Source organism: Kitasatospora sp. NPDC041988 (assembly GCF_055588525.1).
Genome location: NZ_JBVJCO010000004.1, coordinates 79,584 through 102,417 on the forward strand (window position 1 = coordinate 79,584; position 22,834 = coordinate 102,417).

Annotated in this window: 19 protein-coding genes and 1 pseudogene; 10 read left to right on the forward strand and 10 right to left on the reverse strand. The window is 65.6% G+C overall.

The genetic code is table 11. The features are described 5' to 3' along the window. Positions 1 to 30 precede the first annotated feature (30 nt). From ACZ6NC_RS06325 to ACZ6NC_RS06340, 4 genes are all read left to right on the forward strand, one after another. Complete coding sequence (locus tag ACZ6NC_RS06325; RefSeq protein ID WP_465729526.1) at positions 31 to 1,062, forward strand: hypothetical protein; 1,032 nt, start codon at positions 31 to 33, stop codon at positions 1,060 to 1,062. After that, entirely contained in the window at positions 1,059 to 6,623 is a 5,565-nt protein-coding gene (locus tag ACZ6NC_RS06330; protein ID WP_465729528.1) for a DEAD/DEAH box helicase, read from the forward strand. Before ACZ6NC_RS06325 ends, ACZ6NC_RS06330 begins: the two co-directional genes overlap by 4 nt. Before the next feature lie 131 nt (positions 6,624 to 6,754). Next, positions 6,755 to 7,321: a DUF4365 domain-containing protein gene (locus tag ACZ6NC_RS06335; RefSeq protein ID WP_465625748.1), complete on the forward strand. Its 567-nt coding sequence runs from the start codon at positions 6,755 to 6,757 to the stop codon at positions 7,319 to 7,321. Continuing rightward, positions 7,318 to 8,490: a hypothetical protein gene (locus tag ACZ6NC_RS06340; protein ID WP_465625746.1), complete on the forward strand. Its 1,173-nt coding sequence runs from the start codon at positions 7,318 to 7,320 to the stop codon at positions 8,488 to 8,490. Before ACZ6NC_RS06335 ends, ACZ6NC_RS06340 begins: the two co-directional genes overlap by 4 nt. Before the next feature lie 144 nt (positions 8,491 to 8,634). On the opposite strand, the gene ACZ6NC_RS06345 is transcribed toward ACZ6NC_RS06340, so the two are convergent. From ACZ6NC_RS06345 to ACZ6NC_RS06365, 5 genes are all read right to left on the reverse strand, one after another. Beyond that, positions 8,635 to 10,608, reverse strand: coding sequence for a Druantia anti-phage system protein DruA (locus ACZ6NC_RS06345; protein ID WP_465625745.1), 1,974 nt, complete (start codon positions 10,606 to 10,608; stop codon positions 8,635 to 8,637). Then, a complete protein-coding gene (locus ACZ6NC_RS06350; RefSeq protein ID WP_465625743.1) occupies positions 10,605 to 12,155 on the reverse strand; it encodes an ATP-binding protein in 1,551 nt (516 codons plus the stop codon). The genes ACZ6NC_RS06345 and ACZ6NC_RS06350 overlap by 4 nt, the downstream gene beginning before the upstream one ends. Continuing rightward, the gene (locus ACZ6NC_RS06355; protein ID WP_465625741.1) at positions 12,152 to 12,535 is read right to left on the reverse strand and encodes a hypothetical protein; all 384 of its coding nucleotides are present in this window, start codon (positions 12,533 to 12,535) and stop codon (positions 12,152 to 12,154) included. Before ACZ6NC_RS06355 ends, ACZ6NC_RS06350 begins: the two co-directional genes overlap by 4 nt. A 347-nt stretch (positions 12,536 to 12,882) precedes the next feature. Then, positions 12,883 to 14,289 carry an IS1380 family transposase gene (locus ACZ6NC_RS06360; RefSeq protein WP_465729530.1) on the reverse strand — a complete coding sequence of 469 codons (1,407 nt, stop codon included), beginning with the start codon at positions 14,287 to 14,289 and terminating at the stop codon, positions 12,883 to 12,885. Positions 14,290 to 14,416: 127 nt separating this feature from the next. Next, a complete protein-coding gene (locus ACZ6NC_RS06365; RefSeq protein WP_465729532.1) occupies positions 14,417 to 15,223 on the reverse strand; it encodes a Stf0 family sulfotransferase in 807 nt (268 codons plus the stop codon). A gap of 111 nt (positions 15,224 to 15,334) precedes the next feature. Between ACZ6NC_RS06365 and ACZ6NC_RS06370 the strand changes: the two genes are divergently transcribed. The 6 genes from ACZ6NC_RS06370 to ACZ6NC_RS06395 all read left to right on the forward strand — a co-directional run bounded on the left by ACZ6NC_RS06370 (position 15,335) and on the right by ACZ6NC_RS06395 (position 20,211). Next, positions 15,335 to 15,661 carry a pentapeptide repeat-containing protein gene (locus ACZ6NC_RS06370; protein WP_465729534.1) on the forward strand — a complete coding sequence of 109 codons (327 nt, stop codon included), beginning with the start codon at positions 15,335 to 15,337 and terminating at the stop codon, positions 15,659 to 15,661. After that, on the forward strand, positions 15,648 to 16,313 hold the full coding sequence (locus tag ACZ6NC_RS06375; protein WP_465729536.1) for a hypothetical protein: 666 nt from the start codon (positions 15,648 to 15,650) through the stop codon (positions 16,311 to 16,313). Before ACZ6NC_RS06370 ends, ACZ6NC_RS06375 begins: the two co-directional genes overlap by 14 nt. Positions 16,314 to 16,323: 10 nt before the next feature. After that, the gene (locus ACZ6NC_RS06380; protein ID WP_465729538.1) at positions 16,324 to 17,157 is read left to right on the forward strand and encodes a hypothetical protein; all 834 of its coding nucleotides are present in this window, start codon (positions 16,324 to 16,326) and stop codon (positions 17,155 to 17,157) included. Further along, complete coding sequence (locus ACZ6NC_RS06385; RefSeq protein WP_465729540.1) at positions 17,154 to 18,035, forward strand: ATP-grasp domain-containing protein; 882 nt, start codon at positions 17,154 to 17,156, stop codon at positions 18,033 to 18,035. Before ACZ6NC_RS06380 ends, ACZ6NC_RS06385 begins: the two co-directional genes overlap by 4 nt. Then, a complete protein-coding gene (locus ACZ6NC_RS06390; protein ID WP_465729542.1) occupies positions 18,032 to 18,769 on the forward strand; it encodes a hypothetical protein in 738 nt (245 codons plus the stop codon). The genes ACZ6NC_RS06385 and ACZ6NC_RS06390 overlap by 4 nt, the downstream gene beginning before the upstream one ends. Before the next feature lie 200 nt (positions 18,770 to 18,969). Continuing rightward, positions 18,970 to 20,211, forward strand: a complete 1,242-nt coding sequence (locus tag ACZ6NC_RS06395) for an IS4 family transposase (protein WP_465729544.1) — start codon at positions 18,970 to 18,972, stop codon at positions 20,209 to 20,211. Between the two features lie 227 nt (positions 20,212 to 20,438). Here the strand turns inward: ACZ6NC_RS06395 and ACZ6NC_RS06400 are convergent. From ACZ6NC_RS06400 to ACZ6NC_RS06420, 5 genes and pseudogenes are all read right to left on the reverse strand, one after another. Further along, a pseudogene (locus ACZ6NC_RS06400) lies at positions 20,439 to 21,104 on the reverse strand (transposase); the annotation flags it as partial. A gap of 396 nt (positions 21,105 to 21,500) precedes the next feature. After that, positions 21,501 to 21,770 (reverse strand): MarR family transcriptional regulator, encoded by a 270-nt coding sequence (locus ACZ6NC_RS06405; RefSeq protein WP_465625739.1) that lies wholly within the window; start codon positions 21,768 to 21,770, stop codon positions 21,501 to 21,503. A gap of 80 nt (positions 21,771 to 21,850) precedes the next feature. Next, positions 21,851 to 22,180, reverse strand: a complete 330-nt coding sequence (locus ACZ6NC_RS06410; RefSeq protein WP_465625737.1) for an esterase — start codon at positions 22,178 to 22,180, stop codon at positions 21,851 to 21,853. A 99-nt stretch (positions 22,181 to 22,279) separates the two neighbouring features. Continuing rightward, positions 22,280 to 22,492, reverse strand: a complete 213-nt coding sequence (locus tag ACZ6NC_RS06415; protein WP_465625735.1) for a hypothetical protein — start codon at positions 22,490 to 22,492, stop codon at positions 22,280 to 22,282. Positions 22,493 to 22,537: 45 nt separating this feature from the next. Next, the gene (locus tag ACZ6NC_RS06420; protein WP_465625733.1) at positions 22,538 to 22,810 is read right to left on the reverse strand and encodes a hypothetical protein; all 273 of its coding nucleotides are present in this window, start codon (positions 22,808 to 22,810) and stop codon (positions 22,538 to 22,540) included. Positions 22,811 to 22,834 lie beyond the last annotated feature (24 nt).

The window sequence follows — 22,834 nt, forward strand, 5'->3', positions numbered from 1 at the left end:
GTCGCGAGGCGTGCCGTCCACACGCTTGGCTTGGACGAGACGGTGATCGATCTGAGCGCACCCGAGGCAATCTGCTCGTCACTTCGCCGAGCGGCTTCGTTCCTGTGTCCGGCGACACCGCGTGAACTCGCCGACGCTGTGATGGAGGTTCTGGGTCCGCTCGATGTCTCGTTCTCGGCCACTCGTGGACAGCTAGCCACCCAGCTGGATCTGCTGGTGGCAATCGGCGACCTGGTCGAACTCCCGAACCGAATGGATCTTGGGCGCAGGAAGCTCTATCTTGCTCCGCCCTCGTATGTGACGCAGGCACCCGGGCGCTACCTCCTGCTAGGTGTGCGGCCCGAGGGCCTCCCGCTCCTGGACGAGTCCGTCGGCGGGGACGTGCGCCACGAGGGCCATGTCCGGTCCATCGAACTGGATGCCACAACGGGTCCGGATCGGTTGCGTGCCGCCGGACTCCATGAGATCACCATGCACGACTGGCGCAGGCAGCCGAGCATGGCTAGTGCCACCAGCTTCGTCGGCGGGATGCGTCAACGCCTGGACAGGGCAGCACAGTCAGGTCTCGTGAGCGATCTGAAGCTCCTCGATCCTGAGTCGTCGATCCTTCACTATCGGGCCCGGTGGCGGTTTCCCGCCGACGGTGACTGCGGAGACTACGTCGCTCGTCGACCGCAGGCATATGGCGCTGACTTGTGGTCTTTCGTTCGCGTGGAGAGCGGTCGGCCCGTAGCCCTGATCGACCTGCCGACTGACGATCCTGCTGGCTCAGCGTGTGACGAGGCGTGGCGGCTGCAGGCAGCGATCGACGCCGCACGGGGCGTGCCGCAGGTTCTGCGCATTCGGCCTGCCGCCGGAGCACCGGGGAGTTGCACCCTCGATCTCTTCGGCCCCGTGCCTGGGTGGGCGCAGCGTGGCCTGGAACTCGTGGCCGTTCCTGTCCCACGGTCCAGGGACGCGCTGCTCACTTATCGCCTGCCGCTCTGGGCGATCGGTGAACTAACGGAGTTGTTCACTGACATGCTGTGGATGCACGTCAACGATGAGGGAGGAGTGGCGTGACCACGGAAGCGCCCACGATCGCAGAGACGGTCGCCAGCATTCAGGCGGCTCTTCGGGACTACATCGAAGCCACGTACCACGTGGGACATCCCACTGTGATCGAGCAGCGTCGCGAACTGCTGAAGCGGGAAGGCGTGCTCTTCCGCGCGCCGTTCATCGAGAGCACCCCCCGCTACCAGACGGGCCGAGGCTTTGGCGATCTCGAACTCGATGCGGCGGCCAAGACGCTCCTTGGTGCCCTGAGTGCACGCGTCGGTCCTCACCAGCCACTCCTCTACGACCCGCCATACACCCATCAGGCGGAAGCCCTGGAGTGGACGGCTCGTGACGGTCTGAGTCTTGCGGTCACGACTGGCACGGGCTCAGGAAAGACGGAGACCTTCCTCGAGCCGATGCTGGCGAAGCTCGCGACGGAGGCTGCACACAAGCCTGAGTCGTTCGCCGAGCCCTCGGTGAGAGTTCTGATTCTGTACCCGATGAACGCGCTGGTGAATGACCAACTGGGGCGCCTTCGCTTGCTGCTCGGCGATCCGCGGGTTACGACGCAGTTCACGGCATGGGCTGGACGGCCGGCACGCTTCGCCCGCTACACCAGTCGCACGCTATATCCCGGTGTGCGACAGGTCGAGAAGGACCAGACGCGGCTTCGCTCGATTGAGGATTTCTACATCGACCTGATCGACCGGGCGTGCGACCCGTCGGCCCAGGGACATAGCCAGGCGTCAGCCCTCATCGAGAAGCTGCAGTCGCGTGGCAAGTGGCCGGCCAAACCGGACCTGAAAGCCTGGTATGGAGAACACGGATCCCGCTGGAAGAACAGAGACGGTGAGTTCATTCGCGCGGTCAGACGGCCCGAGGACCCTGAGCTTCTCACGCGCCATGAAGTGCTGGACACGCCGCCAGACGTGCTCATCACGAACTACTCGATGCTTGAGTACATGCTCATGCGTCCGCTCGAGCGGCCAGTCTTCGATGCAACCCGAGCTTGGTTGGAGAACAACCCGGATGAGAGGTTCCTCCTCGTCGTAGACGAGGCCCACCTTTACCGCGGGGCGGGCGGCGCAGAGGTGGCGCTCCTTCTGCGTCGTCTCCGCGCAAGGCTTGGGATCACGCCCGATCGGCTGCAGGTGATCTGCACGAGTGCGAGCTTTGCCAGCGCGCAGTACGCGCGCCAATTTGCCGCGCAGTTGAGTGGCAAGTCTCCAGACGACTTCAAGACGGTGGAAGGGCGGCTCGACCTGCGAGAACCCGCCACCCTCGGGAACGTCCAGGACGCAGAGGTCCTCGCTGCTGTACCAATGCATGCGTTCTACGAGGCGGAGTCAGATGCCGGCCGCATTGGCGCGGTCCGCGGGTTGCTGGACTACCGGGGGGTCACCGAGGAGGGGCCCGGAGCCAGTGTGGGTCGACTGCTCCACGAGGCGCTTTCCGACTTCGCCCCGATGAATCTGCTCGTCAACAAGACGATGCAAAGGGCCCATCCGGTCGATGAGCTGGGTACCAGCATCTTTCCCGCTGCGGAGAAGGAGCTTGCCGACAGAGCGGCATCAACGCTGGTAGCGCTCGGAAGTGCCGCCCGCCGGTCAACGGATGACGCCGGGCTGCTGCCATGCCGGGTGCACGCGTTCTTCCGAGGGCTGGCAGGGCTCTGGGCATGTCTTGACCCCGGTTGTTCAGATGTTGATCGGGAGGTTTACCCGGAACCTGGGCCGGTGGGCAAGCTCTACGCTCAGCCGCAGGCCACCTGCGGATGCGGCGCCCGTGTCTTCGAGTTGTACACGTGTCGGCACTGTGGCTCTGCTTATGCGCGAGCCTACACGGACGATGTACTTGACCCGTCCTACCTCTGGCATGAGCCGGGTGGGGCATTCCATTCTGCGACTGGCTCCATCCCCGAGCTCCAAGCACTCGATCTGCTGTTGGAAGCTCCGTCGGGTGACGGGGCCAACGTGGAGCCCGCGGACCTCGACCTCATCACAGGGCGCCTCAACCCGCCAGGGAAGCTCGGTGATCGCACGCGTAGCGTCTTTATTCCTCGGCTCCGCGGGGGAGAGTCCATCGGCAGTGATGACGATGGGGAAGAGGCCGAGGCGAATGGCGAGTTCAAGCCCTGCGGCGTCTGCGGGCGGCTCGCTGGTTTTGGCCGATCATCGGTACAGGATCACCAGACGAAGGGCGACCAGCCCTTTCAGGCATTGGTGACCCGTCAGGTTGAGGTTCAGCCCCCTGGTGCGCAGCCGTACAGCGACTTCGCCCCGCTGCGTGGTCGCAAGGTGCTCGCCTTCTCTGATTCTCGGCAAGTAGCTGCGCGACTTGCGCCTAACCTGCAGACCTATTCCCTGCGTGACGTCATGCGGCCCGTCGTCCTGCGCGGCTGGCGAGAGCTTGCTGCCCACGAGTTTCTGGGGCGGACTCTCAGCCTGGACAGACTTTACGTGGCCGTCATGGTCGGAGCCCATGTGCTGTCAGTGCGACTGCGGCCCGAACTGCGACCGACGGAGTCATTCCATGTGATGAGCACGGTCGCGAGGGCCATCGACAAGGGTGTACTGACAGGCAACCACAATGAGATGGGTGCGCTCACCACTACCGCGCCGCCGCCGCAGTCGCTGCTGCGCGCAATGTACGCAACACTCACGGACAAGTACTGGGGGCTGTCATCGCTCGGATTGGCCTCAATCCGTGAGCAGGCGAGCCTCACGGAAGAGTTGCTCGCGACGCTGCCGGACATCGGTGGTGTTGCGGAGGGTGGCGAGGCCAAACTGGCCCTGGTTCGTTTGTGGCTGACGGCATGGAATACGCCTGGCATCTGGTTCCCGTCGATGACCGAGGGGGACTGGTGGAAGCAGAAGGGTGGTGTCCAACCCCACGCGGGACGGTTCCAGTCCATCGACCGATTGCTCGGATCAAAGGCCGCAAGACAGCGCTTCAAGGATGAGTGGCTGAAGACGCTACTCAGAATCTTCTGTGAGTCGCGTGGTAGCGGCGTGTATCGGATGTCTGCCTCGAATCTGGCCTTGGAACTGGGTGGGCAGTGGGGGTACTGCGAGCGCTGCCGTTTCACGCAGCGTCCCCTTCCCGGCAGCTGCAAATGCAGCAGTTGTGGAGCCGACCGAGTCCGCACCCTCGACCCTGATACCGATCCGGTCTTCCAGGCCCGGAAGGGCTACTACCGTGCCAGCGCGGTCCGGGCTCTCAGCAATCCACCTGAGCTGCCTGTAAGCATCATCGCTGCCGAGCACACGGCGCAGCTCAACGCCGCACAGTCGGACGCCGTATTTTCCAAGGCCGAGGAGCACGAGTTGCTCTTCCAAGACGTTGATCTCGGCCTATCCCAGGCGGGAGGACAGCCGCGTGCAGCTATTGACGTACTGTCCTGCACGACCACCATGGAAGTCGGCATCGACATCGGCAACCTGTCCGGGGTGGCCCTTCGCAACATGCCACCCTCTCGTGCCAACTACCAGCAGCGAGCAGGCCGGGCCGGCCGACGGGGCAACGCGGTTGCCACTGTGCTCGCCTTCGGTAGCGCTGACACACACGACGACCACTACTTCCGTCAGCCAGATCTGATGATCCGTGGTGAGGTCGATGATCCGGTGCTCACGATGGACAACGAAGAAATCGTGCGCCGGCATGTCATCGCTTACCTGCTGCAGCGCTACCACCAGGACCGGCTCCCGGCAATCCAGCCCGAGGACCAGGTCCAGTTGTTCGAAGTCCTGGGCAGGGTCACTGACTTCACGGGGACAACTTCCCCGCTCAACCGTACAGACCTTGAAGACTGGCTGACGGGCATGGAGGATGCGCTGCGTGACGAGGTCGCAGCATGGCTTCCCGAGGAGCTGAACCCGGATGCCCGCAGGGCAGTCCTTCATGGCATCGTGACGAGGACGCTTTTCGAGATCGACAAGGCTCTTGAGCTTGACCGTGACGGAGGGCCCAGAGAGGCGAATGCCGGCGAACCTTCACTGGTGACCGCTGAAGTGGAGGCTGACCCTCCGGCCGAAGATGGCGCAGAGGAACTGAGCGCCCGACGAAGCCAGAAGAACCTCCTCGACCGCCTGCTGTACAAGGGTGTCCTGCCGCGCTATGCGTTCCCGACGGATGTGGTCGCGTTCCACGTCTTCGATGTGAACCGGTCTACGCGGTTCAACACGGAGTTCCAATATGCGCCCAGCCAGGGGCTCACGGTGGCGCTCAGCCAGTACGCGCCAGGCAAAGTGGTGTGGATCGATAACAAGGAATGGACCTCCGGAGCCATCTACTCGCCGGTCCGGAAGGATCTTCGTCAAGCATGGCAGGAACGGCTGCTCTACTTCGAGTGCCAGGTCTGCCACTACGCCAAGCACTTCCCCCTCGACCAGGTAGAGCGCGGAAAGGAGCAAGACTGTCCGGCCTGCGGTGCCGAGGGCGAGTTCGGCAAGGCCAAGACCTGGATGCGACCGCCCGGGTTCGCACATCCAGCCGACCAGGATCCCGGAACCAGTCCCGACGACGCCCCTGCGCGCAGCTATGCGACGCGCGCCAAGCTCATGGCGTCGGGGCCGACGGAGGAGGCCGCTTGGAAGCGCGTCACCGACCGCCTGGCACAGACGTACCGCAGAGAGACTCTGCTTGTCACCAACACTGGACCCCGTAACAAGGGATACACGTACTGCACCTTGTGTGGGCTCATCGAACCAACCGCTATGGCCACGGGAAGGCTGCTCGCTACCCATAGGAAGCCTTTCCCCGATGAGAAGGCGCCGGAATGTCCCGGCACGCGCTCGTCCCGGGGCATGGTTCTGGGCACCGACTTCGTCTCGGATGTGCTCCTGGTGCGCTTGAGGGTGGACTCGCCGATCACGCTGGGACCAGCGAATCTTTCGACGCATATCGCGTTGCGTTCGGTCGCCGAGGCGCTCACGATCACGGCAACCCGGGCGCTCGGCATCGAAGCTACGGAACTCCAGGCGGAGTACCGGCCGGCGCTGACTGCCCTAGGCAAGGAAGGCCGGGAGGCCGAGATCTACGTCTATGACACGCTTGCTGGCGGAGCTGGCTTCACACGAAGGGTCAACGACTGCGGTGTGGAGATCCTCGAGCAGACTCTGAGGCTCCTCGAGGACTGTCCAGAGAACTGCGACGAGTCCTGCTACAGGTGCCTGCGTAGTTTCCGTAATCGCTTCGAGCACAGCCTCCTTGACCGTCACGTCGGCGCCAGTCTGTTGAGGTACCTGATCCATGGAACGGAACCGACGCTGAGCGAGGAGCGGCTGGAGCGTTCGGCCAACGCCCTGCACGGAGACCTTGACAGTCGAGGTATTGACGTGCGCTTCGAGCGCGATGGCAAGGTCGATGTCCCTGGCGTCGGAACGGTTACCGCGCCGATTCTGGCGCAGCGTGGTGACCAGCGTTGGATCTTCGCTGTGCATGACCCTCTGAGTCCTGACGTCGCACCCACTGACGAACTGCGTCGCGCGAAGGAGTCGGGAGAGTCGGTGCATCTGATCGACGACATGGTGATCTCACGAAACCTCCCATTCGCCAGTGGCCAGGTGCTTCAGGCGCTGACCTGAGCAAAGTAGAGATCGGCCCGCCGCGCGGCTCAATCCGGCGGCGGGCCGCCTGCGGCTGAGCAATGTCAGCACGGAAATGGTCATCAGGGTGACGGTCATAGACCGCCGTCGGGAGAAGCCAGGAGGGGGATATGTCAGTAGGTGGCAGTGAAGATGCCATGGGTGAAGATGACCTTGCGGAAGGTCAAGTTCCCATCACTGCGCTGCAGGAACACTTCAGCGTTTCGTTCACGCGGATGATCGCCTATGCAGCCGGATGCTCCATCAAGCCTCACGAGACTGACTACGAGGGCGTCGACATCACTATCGTCTCGTCGCAAGAGTACCGTGGTTTCTATGGCCCTCAATTCGAGCTTCAGCTGAAGTGCACCTACCAAGAAAGTCTACTTAAAGACGACAGTATGACTTGGCGGATGAAGGCAAAGCCATTCCGCAAGCTGACCCGAGGTAAGCGATACATTCCGGCGTACCTCGGCGTCCTCCTGATACCGCGTGATCCCGAGCCGTGGCTTAGCGTAGAGGAATGGGGGCTGTTCACGCGCAGCCGAATGTTCTGGGAGTCGGCTGAAAACCTCAGACACGACGGCCCAATCAAGGACTACCACACGGTTCATCTGCCCCGTCGGAATCTGTTCACGGGTGAGCAGCTTCGGGGCATCATGAAGTCCATCGGCGATGCAGAGGAGGGGCAGAGGTGAGTCGGGCGACATTTGACACGTACCGGGAGGTGGCCTCCGCGCTTACTCCGGCAGCAGTATCCCAGTTTCTCGCTTCGCAGGACTGGGAACTGGAGCAGCGTCAGACGAAAGTCCGTGAAGTCTGGCGTTACCGATCAGCTGGTCCACTTCTGATGGCGCCGCGTGTCATGATCCCCTTGGCCACAGACTTTGCCGACTTCACGCCACGCTTCATTGATGCGCTGGAATCGCTGGGTCACATCCATGATTGGGATGCCGGACAACTTCTTGAGCATGTCCTAGCCACGCGTGCAGATCTTTTCTTTGTTCGCCTTGACCAGCGCATGACCGATGGCACGATCCCCTTCAAGCAGGCCGAAAGGACACTTCGGGGGATTCACAAGATGATGAAGGCTTCGGCCACGTCAGCCGCAGACCCGAATCACCCGCACAAAGGGCGCCGACCGCCGGCGGTGGGGGAGTTTCTAGATCGGGCTGTTCGGCTCGGTCACACCAAGCAGGGCAGTTTTGTGTTTACGGTTGTGGCGCGTCTGGGGGACGCCGAGGAATCGACGATCACGTTCCCACGTCGAGTTATGGAGACCCTGGCGAGAGGTCTAGAAGCCACGAGACTATTGGCACAAACTGGGAGGCATCACTCCCTTGCCGCTGCAAGCGAATCGGGCCTTAGTGTGGACTTGGTCGAGTCGCTCGAAGACTTGTCGGCGCCGCAATATCTCAATTCGCTGGACTTGTCATTTGAGTGGGCGGCTGCGGAACGAAAGCCGGATGTCGGACTGGCGACAATTGTGTTCGGTCGGGACCTTATTGGCGAGTTTCCGCATATCCGAGAGAGGCTTATTCAGAGGGATGACCCTGCCCGGCGAGAAACGCTCGTCGGACTTGTTAAGTCACTGGCGCGGGACGACTCCATGCCTAGCGGTGACGAGGCGGCGATCGTCACTGTTGAGGCGGAGGTGGACGGGAAGTCCCTGCGTGTTCAGGTTCCTCTAAGGGGAGAAGATCACGGCTGGGCCATCATGTCGTACGAGCGCAAAATCCCGTTTACAGTGACGGGGGACTTGATTTACGAGCGCCGTGCGTGGCGCCTGATAGGAAATATCGTGGTCGACTCGAGTTTCCTGCGTCACATTTCAGGATCTTCGGCTCCGGATCTCGGAGAAGCCTAGGAACTCGCGTGTGCCTTGTCCCAACTGTTCCCGATAGACGCACCGACCGCGCCGGCGCTCCTTGCCGCTGGCTGCCACACCCTTGAATCTCCGGGGGTGGCAGCCAGCGACGTGGGCTATCTGCGTTGGCCGCCTGGGCCCGTGCTAGGCGAGCGGGAGCATCCCCTCGCCGACGGGCAGTTCCACCTCTCTGCGAGGCAGCGGCACGCGGGCACCGTGCTCAACTGGGCGGACCAGCCGGTGAGCACGCATGGACTCCAGGACTTCGTTGCGCCTTGCCCGCGGCCGGCACCAGCGCTCGAGCCACCAGTCGGCGACCTTGGCATCAGCCTCGGGCAGTTCTGGATCCAGCAGGTACTGCGGTTCTCCGTCGACACCTAGTGAGTAGTCACGGAGGTTCTTGACCAGTGGAACACCGTAGAGGATGCGCTCCCGGCCGTGCCGGAGGAGTTCGTTGGCGGGCCATCCGAGTGCCGCGAGCCCCAGCCGGACCTTGCGCAGTCGAGGGCTGACTCCTTCGCCGAAGAGGCTGTTCACGCGGACGAGCGAGCCACGCAGCGCCGGCAGCCGGGTGAGGGCGTCGACGGTCTCCTCGGAGAAGTGGGACGTTCCGAACGAGCGTGAACGGCCAAGTTCGTAGAAGCCCATCCGGGTAGCGCTGTCGCCCCCCATAACCTCGGCCGGCCAGAACAGCCGGTTGTACTGGCTTGACCCAGTGCCGTAGAGAGAGGTGGTTCCGACGAAGGAAAGACGCGCCTCGCGCATGATGGGACGGCCGGCCATCGCGGATGCGATCTCACTCGGACGCGTGTACTTCTCGCGGTAGGCCGCGAGCACAGGCGGGGAGACGGCCAACGCCCCTACGAGCTTGCCAGCGGCGAGGGCACTGTACGGCGCCACGGCACCACAGACCGTGAGATCGGCGATCACAGTGCCGACACGCTCTCCTCGTGCGCGGCGGACGACACGACGCATCTGTGTGCGGGCCTTGGGATCCGAGAAGGCCTTGGTGAGCCCTTCGGCGGTTGGCGGAGACAGATACGCTCCGAGGAGCGTGCTGATTTCGAGCGCATCAGCGAGGGCTGCCGAGCGCTTGCTTCGAAACAGGTCAGACTTGGCCCTCTCTACCCAGGCATCGCGTCCGATGTTGCGGACCTCACGGATCGTGCTGGTCTGGTGATGCCTCTGGCGATGTCGCTCAGCGTCATCCCGCAGTCGTGCAATGGACTCGGGCGCGGAAGATACCAGGTCAGTCGGTTGGAGGACGCCGTCACACAGGAGGTCGTCGAGGTAGATCTCAGTGCGCTGGGCCTCGATCCTTTGCGCTAGCCATTCAGCACCATCGTCGGTGGGCTTAAGACGCAGGTGCTCAAGGAACTGATCGGTTTCCCAGCCCATCCAGCGGTCGCGCTCGGCAATCTGGACAATCGGGCTGGAGATCGCTGCCAGACCGATCACGGTATGAAACTCGGTGGCGGCGTCCCTGATCAAGATTGGCATCGAGCGGCCAGGGACGGTGGCGTAGGCGTTGGACCACGTGTGCCGGAAGTAGCGCCAGATGTCATGGAGCTTGAATCCGGTCCGTTCGCACGTCGAGGAATCCACGATCTGGACGTAGGGCTTGATGGCGTCGGCGGCAGCGGTTGCGTCCTGAAGGGCGTCCGCCAATTCACGGCCATCTCGCATGAGGTTGAAAACGGAGATCAGTCGGCCGCCGTGCTCGTGGGCGCGCTCCATACCCTCGACGAATCGTCGAACGCTACTCCTCGAGAGTTGCTCGTCTCGACGGAGGAGCTCCTGGCGCCGGATCCGAGCCTTCTCCGCCCCGCGGTCGCCGTGCGCCGACGGGGGAGCAAAGACGGCATTGGACCTGTCCGCTTTGACGGTCCAGCCCTGGTCGACGAGGTCGATGACGCAGTGAGCGGCAGCGGCGAGCATGGGCTGCTCGTAGAGCTTGGTGATCTTGGCGGCGCGGAGCCACCGCTCGTGATCACCCAGGTCCTTGCCGTCGGCCGCGGCGGTCTCCAGCAGGGCGCAGAGGCGGGCGAACCCTTGGCGTTCCTGGCGAGAGGCGTCCGTCGGCAGACCCAGGGGGAGGAGCGCGGCCTTCTCTTTCATGACTTCTGGAGCATCCGTCCGTAGGTCCTGCTCCAAAGTTGCAGGAGAGTGTCGCAGTTCTGTCCATCGCGGCCCAGCAGCGTGGTGGTGCGAGCCAGGGACAAGAGGAAGAGCTCGAGGGCGACGCGCAGTTCCCCCGCCGCCTCTTCGCTCAGTGTCTGCAGCGGGTGGTACAGCGCCGCAAAGGCCGGGTGATCAACGTTCAGTGTAACGTCGAGCGTGCGCCGCTTCAGGGCCGAGGTGAACATGGTCCCGACCGGAAGCTGCTGTGATCCGATCCTGTAGGTCAGAGCGCCCGTACCCTTCCCCGTCCTTCGGATCACGGGCAGGTCGAGATCGGCGGCCTCGGCAATCCGGCACGACGTCTCCGTGGCCGCTCGAAACTTGACCTCCTCGAAGGCCTGACGTGCGCGAGAGTTCAAGAGCCGGGCGATCGACTCGAGCTCCGGCCCGAGTGCCTCCTCGAGCCTTGGGGAGGGCCGCACGCCCTGCTTGTTGATGGTGATGCCGAAGTGTTCATCGAGCTCAGGGTCGAACTCGATCTCGCAGCGCCACCAGTCGTCATAGTTCTCCTTCCGCTTCCCACCCATGAGAAGCCAGCCGCTTGCGATCTCGCGGCCGGCACGGAGAATCGAGACACCAGCGCCGCCTACGATGCCGACACGTCGCTTGGTCATGTTGTCGAGGTGGTGCCAGTGATCAACGGGGAGCATGGCGAAGCGAACGGTGACGAAGGCCGTCTCGCCTGAAGATGAGGCGAGTTCGTAGCGGAGCGGCTCGAAGGCCAGGCGTGCGCTGTGACCCTCGATAGTGGTTGCGAGGAGCATGGGGTCGACCGGCTCGACTTGCTTCCCGTTGATACTCAGGGTGACATTGCGGTTGCTAAGGAACCTTCGATACATGCGGCCCAGGTCGCGGCGCAGAGCGCGCTCGAGCCAAGCGAGGCGCTTGTACTCGATTCGGTCACAGTTCTGCCAGACTACGAGGCAGCCCGACCCCGTGGTGTCACCGTCCCGTCGGCGAGCACGGAGGTCGACCGGAGCGCCTTCGACGATTGCATCAACATCCAAGCAGACCTGGTGGGCAGCTTTGCCGCCTTGCCAGGAGGTCACCTCGACCCTCCGAGCCTGGCTAAGGGACGCAGCAGGCAGGCCCATTCCGAACCTGCCGAACGACCTCCGCTCGTCGAAGCGCGATGAACCGCCGAACCGTAGGCACGCCTCGAGTTCTGGGCGCGACATGCCCACCCCGTTGTCCTCGACGCGGATCTCTGGGAATCCGCCGGCCGCAGGACGCGTAAGCGTGATCGAAATCACCGTGGCCGCAGCCTGCAGGGAGTTGTCGACGAGTTCCGCGAGGGCCGTCGAGAGGCTGACGTAGCCCGACTCTCGGACTGCACGGATGAAGTTGCAGGAGACCAGGAGGTCGTCCTTGCGGTGGGTCTGCTGGGCCATGGCTCTCCCGATGACGTGCTCGAAGTCCTGCGTCGAGAGTAGCTGCATCGATGCCGTCTGGGAAGTTGATCGTTTCGATGCGGCGGAGGTCATCCAGGCAGGGCTGAGATCGTCGCCGTGATCCGCTTCGTCTTTGCGGGCTCGGTGAGATCCAGGCCCGATCCGTCGTCCATGAGGAGCCGAACGGTGGGGCGGGCGGCCCCAGCCACCAGCCGAAATGGTTCCGCGGCCGGGTGGAGAACAACACGACCAGTCCGCTGAAGGTCGAACGTGATGAGGTGGTCAGCAGTGGTGACGTTGATGGTTCGCTCGACGATCTCGGCGGCTGTCACAACTTCACCCGCGAGTGCGTCTGGCGGCGGTGAAACGGACTTCAACGAGTTGATGCCGAGCACCTGCAGCGCTGTGATTGTCCGCCCCTTGAGGTGCGCCAAGAGGGGGTTGATCTCCGCTGCGGACTGGATGGTAGCCATGTGAGCATCATGGCTGAAGTCGGGGCAGGTGTGTACGACGTCCTGTGGCAATTGGTGAAGATTCGGGCTCGCTGCTTGCGTGTGCAGGGTGCGGTCGGTGAAGCGCCCGCTTCCAGCAGCCGCCGTCAGTCTCAGGAGGGGAGAGGAGCAGCGGGGCAGGCGGGGTCGGCGCCGACGCTGGGCAGAGCCTAGCCTCCGTGTTTCGGTTCGCGTCGGTTGATCTGGGGTGATCTCTGTGTCGGAGGTCGCGGGGCTGCCGTGGGACGTTGGGCATGCCGAGGGCCCGGCGCGATGGCCGGGTGCTCCTGGGTCCTCGGGTCGTGGGTGGTCAGGGGCGGCTTCGTCTGTCAGGTGGCCGGTCGGGGTAGTGCCACCAGGCGACTGAACGCCGCGGTCAGTTCGTGGCGCCAGGGCCAGGTGGCGGCGATCCGCAGGCGTAGGCGGCGGGCTCCGCGCGTGATCCGGGCGGCAACGTGCAGGAGGCGGTAGCGGAGCTTCTTGGGCTCGGCAGTGGCCAACTCGCCATCCAGCAGCAGGGTCCGGGCCCAGGCCAGCAGGTCGATCGCGGTCAGGGACAGCTCCAGCCAGACCTGGTTGATGGCGAAGCGTCGGGAGGAGAAGCGGCCGAAGCCGGTGGTCTTGCCGCAGCGGATGTGGTCCTCGACCCGGGCGTGAGCCCGGTGGCGGACCTCCAGGTACTGGATCGAGCCGCCGCCGGCGACGGGCGTGTCGGTGAGGAAGACCTGGTGGCGCATGCCTTCGTCCTGGTCGAACAGGGACAACTGGGCGCCTGGATGGGGACGCTCGCGGCGGACGATGATGCGGGTGCCGTCCGGGTATCCGGTGAGGTCGACCAGGCCGGACAGCTCAGCGACTTCGGCACCGGCACGAAGCGTGCCGTCCTGTTCCAGGGCCGGGTGCCAGACCCGGTCGGGTAGGACCCGGATGGCCTTGCGGACCTGTTCGGTGACGGCGTGTCCGACGGAGAAGGTGGTCTGGATGCCGCGCTGTCGCAGGGCGCGTAGGTGCGCGAGGAAGGCTTTCGCGCTGCCCGCGCTGTCGGTTCGGATGAGGACCGGGGTGCCGTGGCGGTGGGCATCGGGAATCTGCGCGAGGGCCGCGTCGACGACCGTGATGTGGTCGGCTGCGGTGTTCGCTCCGGCGTTGCCGGGTCGCAGGATGCCGGCGAGGGCCTCGCCGGTGTTGTCCAGGAAGCAGAGCATCGGGTGGTATCCGAAGCCGCGTTTGTAGGTGGCGGCGGCCTCTTCTTTCTCGGAGTGGCAGGTGATCAGGGTGGCGTCGATGTCCAGGACCAGGCCGGGCAGTTGACGTCCTCCGGCGCGGGCTGGCGGTATCCCGTCCGTGGTCTCGGCGGTCTGCAGCCAAGCGACCTCGCGGGCAGCGGCCCGGGCTGCCCGCAGCGCGTTCAGGTTGTTGGTGTCGATGCCCGCCAGGACGCGCCAGGCGGTCGGGGTGGAGGCGACCGGGCCGAACACGTCGCGCTGGTCGAGCAGCACAGCCAGGTCCCGGATCGCCTCGCCTCCGTCGGCGAGCATCACCGCCAGGTCCACTGCGACGCGGCCGGGATCGTGCCCGGTCCCGCGCGGTCGCAGCCGGTGAAGGGCGTCGCTGAAGGCGCTGGTCAGCGAGGTGGCGTCGGCCAGATCCGCCAGCAGACGCGAGCCGGCGTGGTTGACCACCCCGAGCCCGTCGGCACTGACGACGAGCTTGGGGCGTGACCGGGTATTGTGCACGCAGAAAGTGCCTTCCTGATGGTACGACTGGGACCTTAGACAAGCCTCATCGTTGCAGCTCAGAAGGCACTTTCGCTTTTCCGATCATGATCCGGACGCGACCCCGGATGAAACACGCAGGCTAACTTCACGTCAGATCAGCCAACTGCTGAATATTCAGGGTCAGATCGGCCCGTGCCTGGGTGACCCAGTCCTCGGTCAGGGCATCGGCCTGGCGACGCAGGGTCGGCGGCCGGAATCGCCCCTGGGACGGCAGGCCGAGAAACTCCATTGCGGTGCGGAGTGTGCCCTCGGGATCGGCGGCCAAGGATTCGTACTCCAGACCCAGCACAGGTACGGCCAGCCTGCGCAGCTCACGGTCCCACTCGGCGTTCTGCCACTGGAGAACCGAATGCGCTGCACGTACGGCCTCGGCGTCGTAGGCAGCGGCATTGGGGCAAGGGATCTCGCCATGCTGCAGCGACCACTGGCCGGTCTGCTGGGCGCGAACCAGTGACACGGCCTGCCGCACCGTGTCGAGCCGGCGCAGGCGAAGTATGCGTAGGGGCCCCGCAAGTGAATCGAGCAGCGCGAACGCATCCGGTGGGCGGCCGAGGTAGTGCCGTGCGTCCGCTCCGAGGCTCGACCACTGAGGCCACATCAGCTTTGCGCCGAACACGCCGTTCGCCGTCGTCATGAGAGCGGGGAACCGGAAGAAGTACTCGGCATGACTCGAGCACCCGTAATGGCCCTGCCAGGTCCCCGTGTCCGCCCGAGCTCCGTACTCTGCGGGGCGGCCCGCGATTCCAGTGCTCCCCAGCAGTTCGCAGAGCAGCCAACTGCCGCTCCGCGGGCTTGTCGCCACCACGTATCCCACTGTTGAACCTCCTCCGCGAGGGTTCCATGCGGAATGCCCTTTCACCGTGATCACGACGGTGGGTGAGGACGGTTTCACTCTATCGAGTGAAGTCCGGTCCCCGGTCGCGCCGACCCGTGCCTGATGTAGTTCAGATGCGAAAGCATGCGGGACGAAGCAATTTCATCGAGTGGACAGGAGGTGGGGTGGATGACGGAGAACGTTCCGGCTGCACTCCGGCCCAACGTGCTTGCACTTCGGCCCGATCTCACCAGTTCGACATTGGCCGGGGCCGAGGCCCCTCATTCACTCGTAACGGAGTCTAACTTCTTCAACTCGCTCTTCCACAGCTGCAATCTGCAGGGGATCACTTTCGAGTCGTCAGAGCTCGACGGATCGCTCTTCGATGGCTGCTCGTTCCGGGGAGTCGAGCTCCGCAACTGCGATCTCGACGGCCTCATCGTGAACGGCATCCGGGTCGGCGCGCTGCTTCGCGCCTTCGTTGCTCCGGAAGGGGCGGTCCATGCCGGACAGTGACGACATCAAGCCCTTTCTCTCGGGGCAGCGCCGCAACGTGCTCGGAGGGCTCGCCGCCGCGTATGCACGCGGGGTGACTTCTACGGTGTTCGCGAGGATCAGCGCAGGCCTTGACCCCGAAAGGGTCAAGATCGACGGCAAGGACGGCGCGTTCGACGGCGTGCCGATCACAGGGTGGTCCGACATCCAGCCGCCCCAGGACCTCGCGCATCACGGCAAGGCCATCGAAATCCTCAAGCCCGTAAAGGACGACGGGGACAAGGAGTTCAAGGAAGGCAAGGAAGGTAAGGAGGGCAAGGAGACCAAGGAGGAGAAGGAGGAGAAGGAGAGCAAGGAGGAAAAAGACAAGGAGGATAAAGACAAGGAGGATAAGGAGTTCAACAAGGAGGAAAAAGACAAGGAGGATAAGGAGACCAAGGACGATAAGGAACCGAAGGACAATAAGGAGAAGGAGTTCAAGGAGGGCAAGGAGGAGAAGGAGCTCGTCATCGAATCCGGCGTCGAAGGCGACAAGGTCAGCGGAGTCGATTTCGACGGCTCGTTCACCCGCCTCGGCGATGCGGCAGAGCTGCCCGTCGCCGCGTTCGAGGCCATCGCACGGGCACATCCGGAACGCGTCCAGCGAGCGGTCACTCGTGGCTCGATGTCCTGAGGTGACCACCGTGACCTGTACCACCCCAGAACTGCTCGTCGTGGCGGAGCCCACTGACGCGCTGGCGGACTGCCTAGAAAGCTACGCGCGCGACCAGGCCCTGACCGTCGAACGGCTGGATCATCGTGCCGCCGCCGGACGGCTGACGATCCAACGGTGTGATGACGGGGCCACCGTCACACCGTCCTGCCCGCTGTTTCTCCGGCCACCGGCACCACCGCCGCCCGGGTCGCGCGAGCAACTCCTATTCCACCACGCGGAGATCCGAGGGCTGGTCTGGGCGGCCGCCGCGCTGACCACCGCACGCGTGGTCAACCGGCCCAGCCGGTACGGCCTCGGTGGACGGACCTCGGGCTCGACCGCCGTGCTGCGCCACCGTGCCGGTCTCCAGGGGCGGGAGCCGGAAGTCTTCACCGGCCATGCCTCGTCCGCCGGCGTGCCCAGCGGCGGTGGCGACTGGTGGTTCCAGGACCGGCGAAGCTGGGTAACCCTGCCAGCCGCCGGAGTGGTGTCCGACCGGGGCCCCTACCGGGCCGACCGGATTCCCTCCGACAGCACGGCATCCGTCGCCTGCGTTGTCGGCACACGCGTATTCGTCCCGGCCCGGACCGGCGCTTCGGACAACAAGCCCGCCGGGGAAGATCCCGCGGCCGACGACCGCATTCGGCGGTCGTCGCTCCAGGTCGCCGAGGCACTCGGGTTGAGCTTCGCCACGCTCACCTGGAGGCGCAGCGGCGCGGTAGGCCTTGAGCTGGGGCGGGTCAATCCCTGGCCTTCACTCGGCGAACTCGGACCCCTCTGGACAACTGTCCGCGAGGCCCTGCTCGGGGAGCTCTGCCCGTGATCATTGCCGTCGGCCTTGGCGCCGATCCCACGCTGAGCCACTTCGAGAGGACGGCTGCCGAGCTGGGCGCCCACGTGACCCTCGTCGACCTCGGCCACCAGACAGAGGGGCGGTGGCGGCTGGGCCTGCCACCGGACCGCTCGTCCTGGGTGTCGGCGGAGGGCGTCGACCTCACCCTCGTGCCCGAAGCCTCCGTGTACTGCCGACTGATCGACCTCGGCACCCAACTGCCGACTCGGGCCGCAGAGTGGCACGCCGTCACCGAGGCGTGGAGCGCATGGCTCGAGCTCGCTCCCGGACGGGTTGTGAACCGTCCCGGCCATCCGGGCGACAACTCGTGTAAGCCGCTGCACGAGGAGCTGCTCGCCCGGCAGGGCTTTGCGGTACCACCGAGCCTGACCACATCGTCCGCGCGGCTGCTGCGAGACTTCGTCGAACAAGGACCCTGTGTCGCCAAACCGCTGAGCGGTCAGCGGGCCGACTGCCGGGTGATGGTTCCCGCGGATCTCGACGAGTACGACGAGCGCAGCGGCCCGATCCATCTGCAGCGCTGGGTCGCGGGCACGGACGTACGGGTGCACATCGTCGGTGACCAGGCGATCGCCCAGGCCATCAGCTCAGACTCCGCGGACTACCGCACCGACCGGCGTGCGTCCTACCGGCGGATCGATCTGGACACGGAGCTCGAAAAGGCCCTCGTGGCAGGGACCGCGGCCGCCGGTCTCGCTTTCGCGGGCTGGGATCTGCGCCTTGGCGACGATTCGGCATGGGTGTTCGAAGTGAATCCGATGCCCGGGTACAGCCACTACGACGTGCGGGTGGACGGCGAGATTACCCGGGCACTGCTCGCATTCCTGACTGAGGGAGGGAAGCGATGAGCGCCGGACAGCTCGAGCAGTTCTCGTTCCTGGAGGCGGACGCCTGCGCCGAGGTGGTGCGCGCCGCCGAGGAGAACCCGGATCTCATGGTCGACCGCCGACCGGACAAGCCCGGCGAGTTCGTGACGTACGGCCGCTCGGCGTATTTGGACGTCTGCGGCCAGAACGCCGACCCGGAGCAGGACTACTACCGGCCGCTGGCTGCCTCGAACGCCGGTCTGTGGAAGGCATTCGAGGGGCTCTACCTGAGCCTCCAGGAGGTGCTGGCCAAGACGCTGGGAGAACCCGTCGGCTACCGGAACGACGAACTCGCGCTACCAGGACTGCACGTCTTCCGCGGCAATGCCATCTCGCTCGCGGGCCGGGCCTCGGCTCACTTCGACCTGCAGTACAGCAGCCTCAGACTATCCGCGCCGCCAGACGCGGGAGTGCCGCCGCTGAGTGTGACCGTCCCGCTGCGGATGCCGTCGAACGGAACGGGGTTGATTGTTTACGACGTCGAACTCGAACGGTACCGGTCCGCCCTCGCCCGCGGCGCGGCGACAAGCATCGAGTCCTACGCGAAACGACGCACCTGGGCCTACCATCCTTACGCCCTCGGAAGTATGGTCCTGCACCGTGGGCTGCTCATGCACAAGCTTTCATCACCGGGACCGATCATTGCGGGGGATGAGCGGATCACCTTGCAGGGCCACGCGATCCGCTCCGGTGGTGAGTGGATCCTGTACTGGTGAATCATCCCGGCCTCGTCGATGCTTGAGGTGTGTGAGTGGGTGGGGTGGTGAAGTTCCCCCAAGGCCGGGTAGTTAGCGGTTTCGCGGGTCGCGCAAGCGCGTTGAAAAGTCCGAGGACAAAGTGCAACGGAGCTCGTTGGTACAGGCAGTCGACCAAGACAGCTTGCACCCGAGGAGCTCCGTTGCCGTTGCATTCTGCCGTGCCGTCAGCGCTGACGGCTATCACCCGAACGGTCACTGTGGCGGCCGGCCGGTTCGCCCCGGGGCATCTGGGCGGCCTGACTCCTTTCCTGCCCTTCGAGTTGGTGGACGCGGTCCTGGAAGAGACCCGCGCGGTCCAGCGGCGGCTGCGGGAACTGCCCTCGCGGGTCGGGGTGTACTTCCTGGTGGCGATGTGCCTGTTCCCGGAGGTCGGGTACCGGCTGGTGTGGGACAAGATGACCTCCGGGCTCGGCGGCGTCCTGCCGGCGCCCAGCGCGAAGGGCCTGCGCGATCTGCGCCGCCGAGTGGGCTGCGCGCCGATGAAGGCCTTGTTCGAGGTGGTGGCCGGAGCACTGGCTCAGCCCCGCACTCCCGGGGTGTGCTTCGGCCCCTACCGCACGGTCTCCTTCGACGGCTGCGGCTCGATCAAGCTGCCCGACACCGAACGCAACCGGGCCTGGCTGGGGCGCTGCCCGCACGGCGGCTATCCCCAGATCGAGCTGATGACGCTGGTCGAGACCGGGACCCGCGCGGTGATCGGGGCGGTCTTCGGACCTACCCGGGAAGGCGAAACCTCCTACGCCACCCGGCTGTTGCAGCATCTGGCTCCCGGGATGCTGGTGCTGTGGGACCGGGGCTTCGACGGCAACGACTTCCTCGCCGCCGTGCACGCTACCGGCGCACAGGTCGTGGGCCGTATCAACGCCCGCCGCCGCCCGCCCGTCCTGCAGCCTCTGGCGGACTCCTCCTATCTCTCGGTCATCGGCGGTGTTCCGGTACGCATCGTCGAGGCCACCGTGGGCGTCACCTGCTCGGACGGCAGCAGCTTCGAAAGCTCCTACCGGCTGGTGACCACCCTGCTGGACGCCCGGCGCTACCCCGCCGATCGCCTCGTCCGCCTCTACCACGAGCGCTGGGAACACGAGAGCGCCTACTACGCCCTGCGTCACACCATCCTCAACGGACGCATCCTGCGCTCCGGCGACCGCTTCGGCGTCGAGCAGGAGATGTGGGCCTGCTGGTCCTCTACCAACTGCTGCGACGGGTCATGGTCGAGGCGGCGGAGTCCCGGCCCGGCACCAATCCCGACCGCTGCTGCTTCACGATCGCCTTCCACACAGCCCGCGACCTGCTCGTGTGCACGGAAGAAGTCCTCGAGGAGGGCATCGGCACGATCGGACACCGGCTTCTATCGGCACTGTCACCAGCCCGCCGCCCCCGCGTCATCACCCGCAAGGTGAAGTCGCCCATCTCCCGTTACGCGGAACGAAAAGCGGACGGCCGCCCCGACACGAGCCGGACTATGACCTCCGTGACGATCAACCTCCTCGGGGCACCGCCCCCTCGCCCCGCCCTGGCGACAACCACAGCCCGCGAGTTCGTCGGTGCCAGCAAGGCCGGCAACCGCATGACACGCGTCCTGGCCGTGCTGCAGGAAGCGCCCGAACGGCAGTGGCGGGCCAGAGAGATTGGCCGAGGTGTTTCCTGGTCGCAGCACACCGGCCAGGGCCTCGCCGGTGTTGTCGAGGAAGCACAGCAGCGGGTGGTAGCCGAAGCCGTGCTTGTAGGTCGGTGCGGCGTTCTCCTTCTCGGAGTGGCAGGTGACGAGGGTGGCGTCGATATCCAGGACCAGACCGGGCAGTTCACGTCCGCCCGTGTGGGAGGCGGGGACGCCGTCGCGGGTCTCGCCGGTCTGCAGCCAGGCGATCTCCCGGGCGGCGGCGCGGGCCGCGCGCAGGGCGCCGAGCGCGGCCGCATCGATGCCGGCCAGCAACCGCCAGGCGGTCGGGCTGGAGGCGACCGCCCCGAAGACCTCGGGCTGGTTGCGAAGCAGGGCGAGGTCGGCGATCGCCTCGCCGCCGTCGGCGAGCATCACCGCCAGATCGACGGCGATCCGCCCCGGATCGTGACCGGTGCCCCGCGGGCGCAGCCGGCATAGGGCATCACTGAAGGTACGGGTGAGGCCGGTGGCGTCGGCGAGATCGGCCAGCAGTCGGGATCCGGCGTGGCTGACCACCCCTCGCCCATCGGTGGAGACGACGAGCCAGGGACGTGACCCGGTAGTGTGCACGTAGAAAGTGCCTTCCTGCTGGGATGACGGAGACCTTAGACAAGCCTCATCATCCCAGCTCAGAAGGCACTTTCGCGTTTTCGATCACGATGCGGACGCCACCGCAAGTGAAACGCGCAGGCTAGTGCCGCGGGCTTCGAGGTCGCGGCTGGCGTAGTAGGCCAGAGACTGGACGTCGTGGGCCCATTGCTTCGGGCTGGTCATCCGTGGCGGGTGTTCTTGGGCAGTCGGCCCCGGTAATCGCAACCCGGGCACTCGTCTTCTCCTTGGATGTGGCCCTCCTCCCCGCCGTGTACCGCAGCGTGCAGGATTGCCTGCTGGACGCTGGCCTGCCCGCTCTCCACGGAGGCGAGCGCGTTGCCCACGATCACCCGTAGGACAGCCGAGTCGGGTGAGGGGAACGGCGGGCTGGGCACGGCTCGGTCACGGTACGAGCCTACGCGCCGTCAGCGAGCGGGCTCAGCTTGACGAGGGATGCTGGACGCTCGTGTGGAGGTCGCTGCGGAAGCCTCGCCCGAGGGGCTTGAAGGCGCGGATCGTTGAGGGGTGCCACCGGGGCCGGTCCGGCACGCTGGTGTCGTCGGGTGCGGGCATGCTGCCCCGGGACCTGCGGCTGCGGACGGCGCCGATGCTGCTGCCGAGGTAGGTGGCGACCTCCTCGTACCCCCAGAGCTGCTGGTCGTCGGCCATGGTCGTCTCCTCGTCGTTCCTGCTGATGAGCGTACGCAATCCTGGGCACCTCCTGGGCCTGGGCGCATGGCGAAGCCGCCCCTGCCAGCGGGCACGGGGCGGCCTGGTGGTCTTGGTGATCAGGAGCGCGCGAGGCGGTTGGCGTACTTGATCGCGGCGGTGGCCACCTTGAGGGCGGCGCAGAGGCTGGTGACTTCGGCGAGGGTGGGGCGCACCAGGCGCGGCCAGTCGTCGGGAGCGGCGGGCCAGGTGGCCAGGAGGACCTCGGTGGTGGCCAGGCCGAGGCGGGCGGTGACGTCCATTCCGCTGTGGGAGGCGGGCTCCCAGATGAGCAGGATCTGGCCGAGGTCGAGCGGTGCGGAGTCGGCGGGCAGCCAGCGGACGTCCAGCGGGCCGTCGGGGCGGATGGTGACGCGCTGGACGAGCGCGCCGCGGATGCCGGGCGGCATCGGCCGCAGGGCCAGGTCGGTCAGGGCGGTGTCGTTGGCGGCAAGGTGGTCGGCGATGGTGGCCTCCGGGCTTTGGTTCGCGAGCGTTGGTGGGGTGGGTCAGCCCCAGGTGAGGGCGTCGCGGACGGCGGTCGGGAGGTAGCCCTCCTGGCCGTCGTCGGCGATGAAGGCGACGCCGTCCTTCACGACGATGTCGGCGCCGAGGTAGTGCGTGAAGGGCCAGTCGGGGTTGATCGCGAGGCGGATCGGCAGGGCGGGGTCGATGTTCTGGAGCTGGCGGAGAAGGTGGCCGACGGTCAAGTACTGGGGCACGGGAGCCTCCTGGTAGGCGGGGTCGGGGCGGGGTCGGAGCGGGAGTTACTCGGCGTCGAGGCGGAGCAGGTCGCGCAGGACCTTGGGGCCGCCGGGCGTCGGCTTCGGGTGGGTGGCGAGGTGTCGCTTGCGTTCCTCGTTGACGTAGCCCTTGCCGGAGCATTCGAACTCCCACTTGCCGCAGGAGCAGGTGGCCTTGGTGTAGGCCCGGCCGGGGCAGTCGGGGTGGGTGGGCTTGCCGGTGACGGTGTGCTTGTGGTCCTTCGGGCAGATGCTGTGGTCGGCGTGGTGGTTGACCAGGGGGGCCTTGTGGGTCATGGGGTTTCCCTTCGCGGTGGTAGC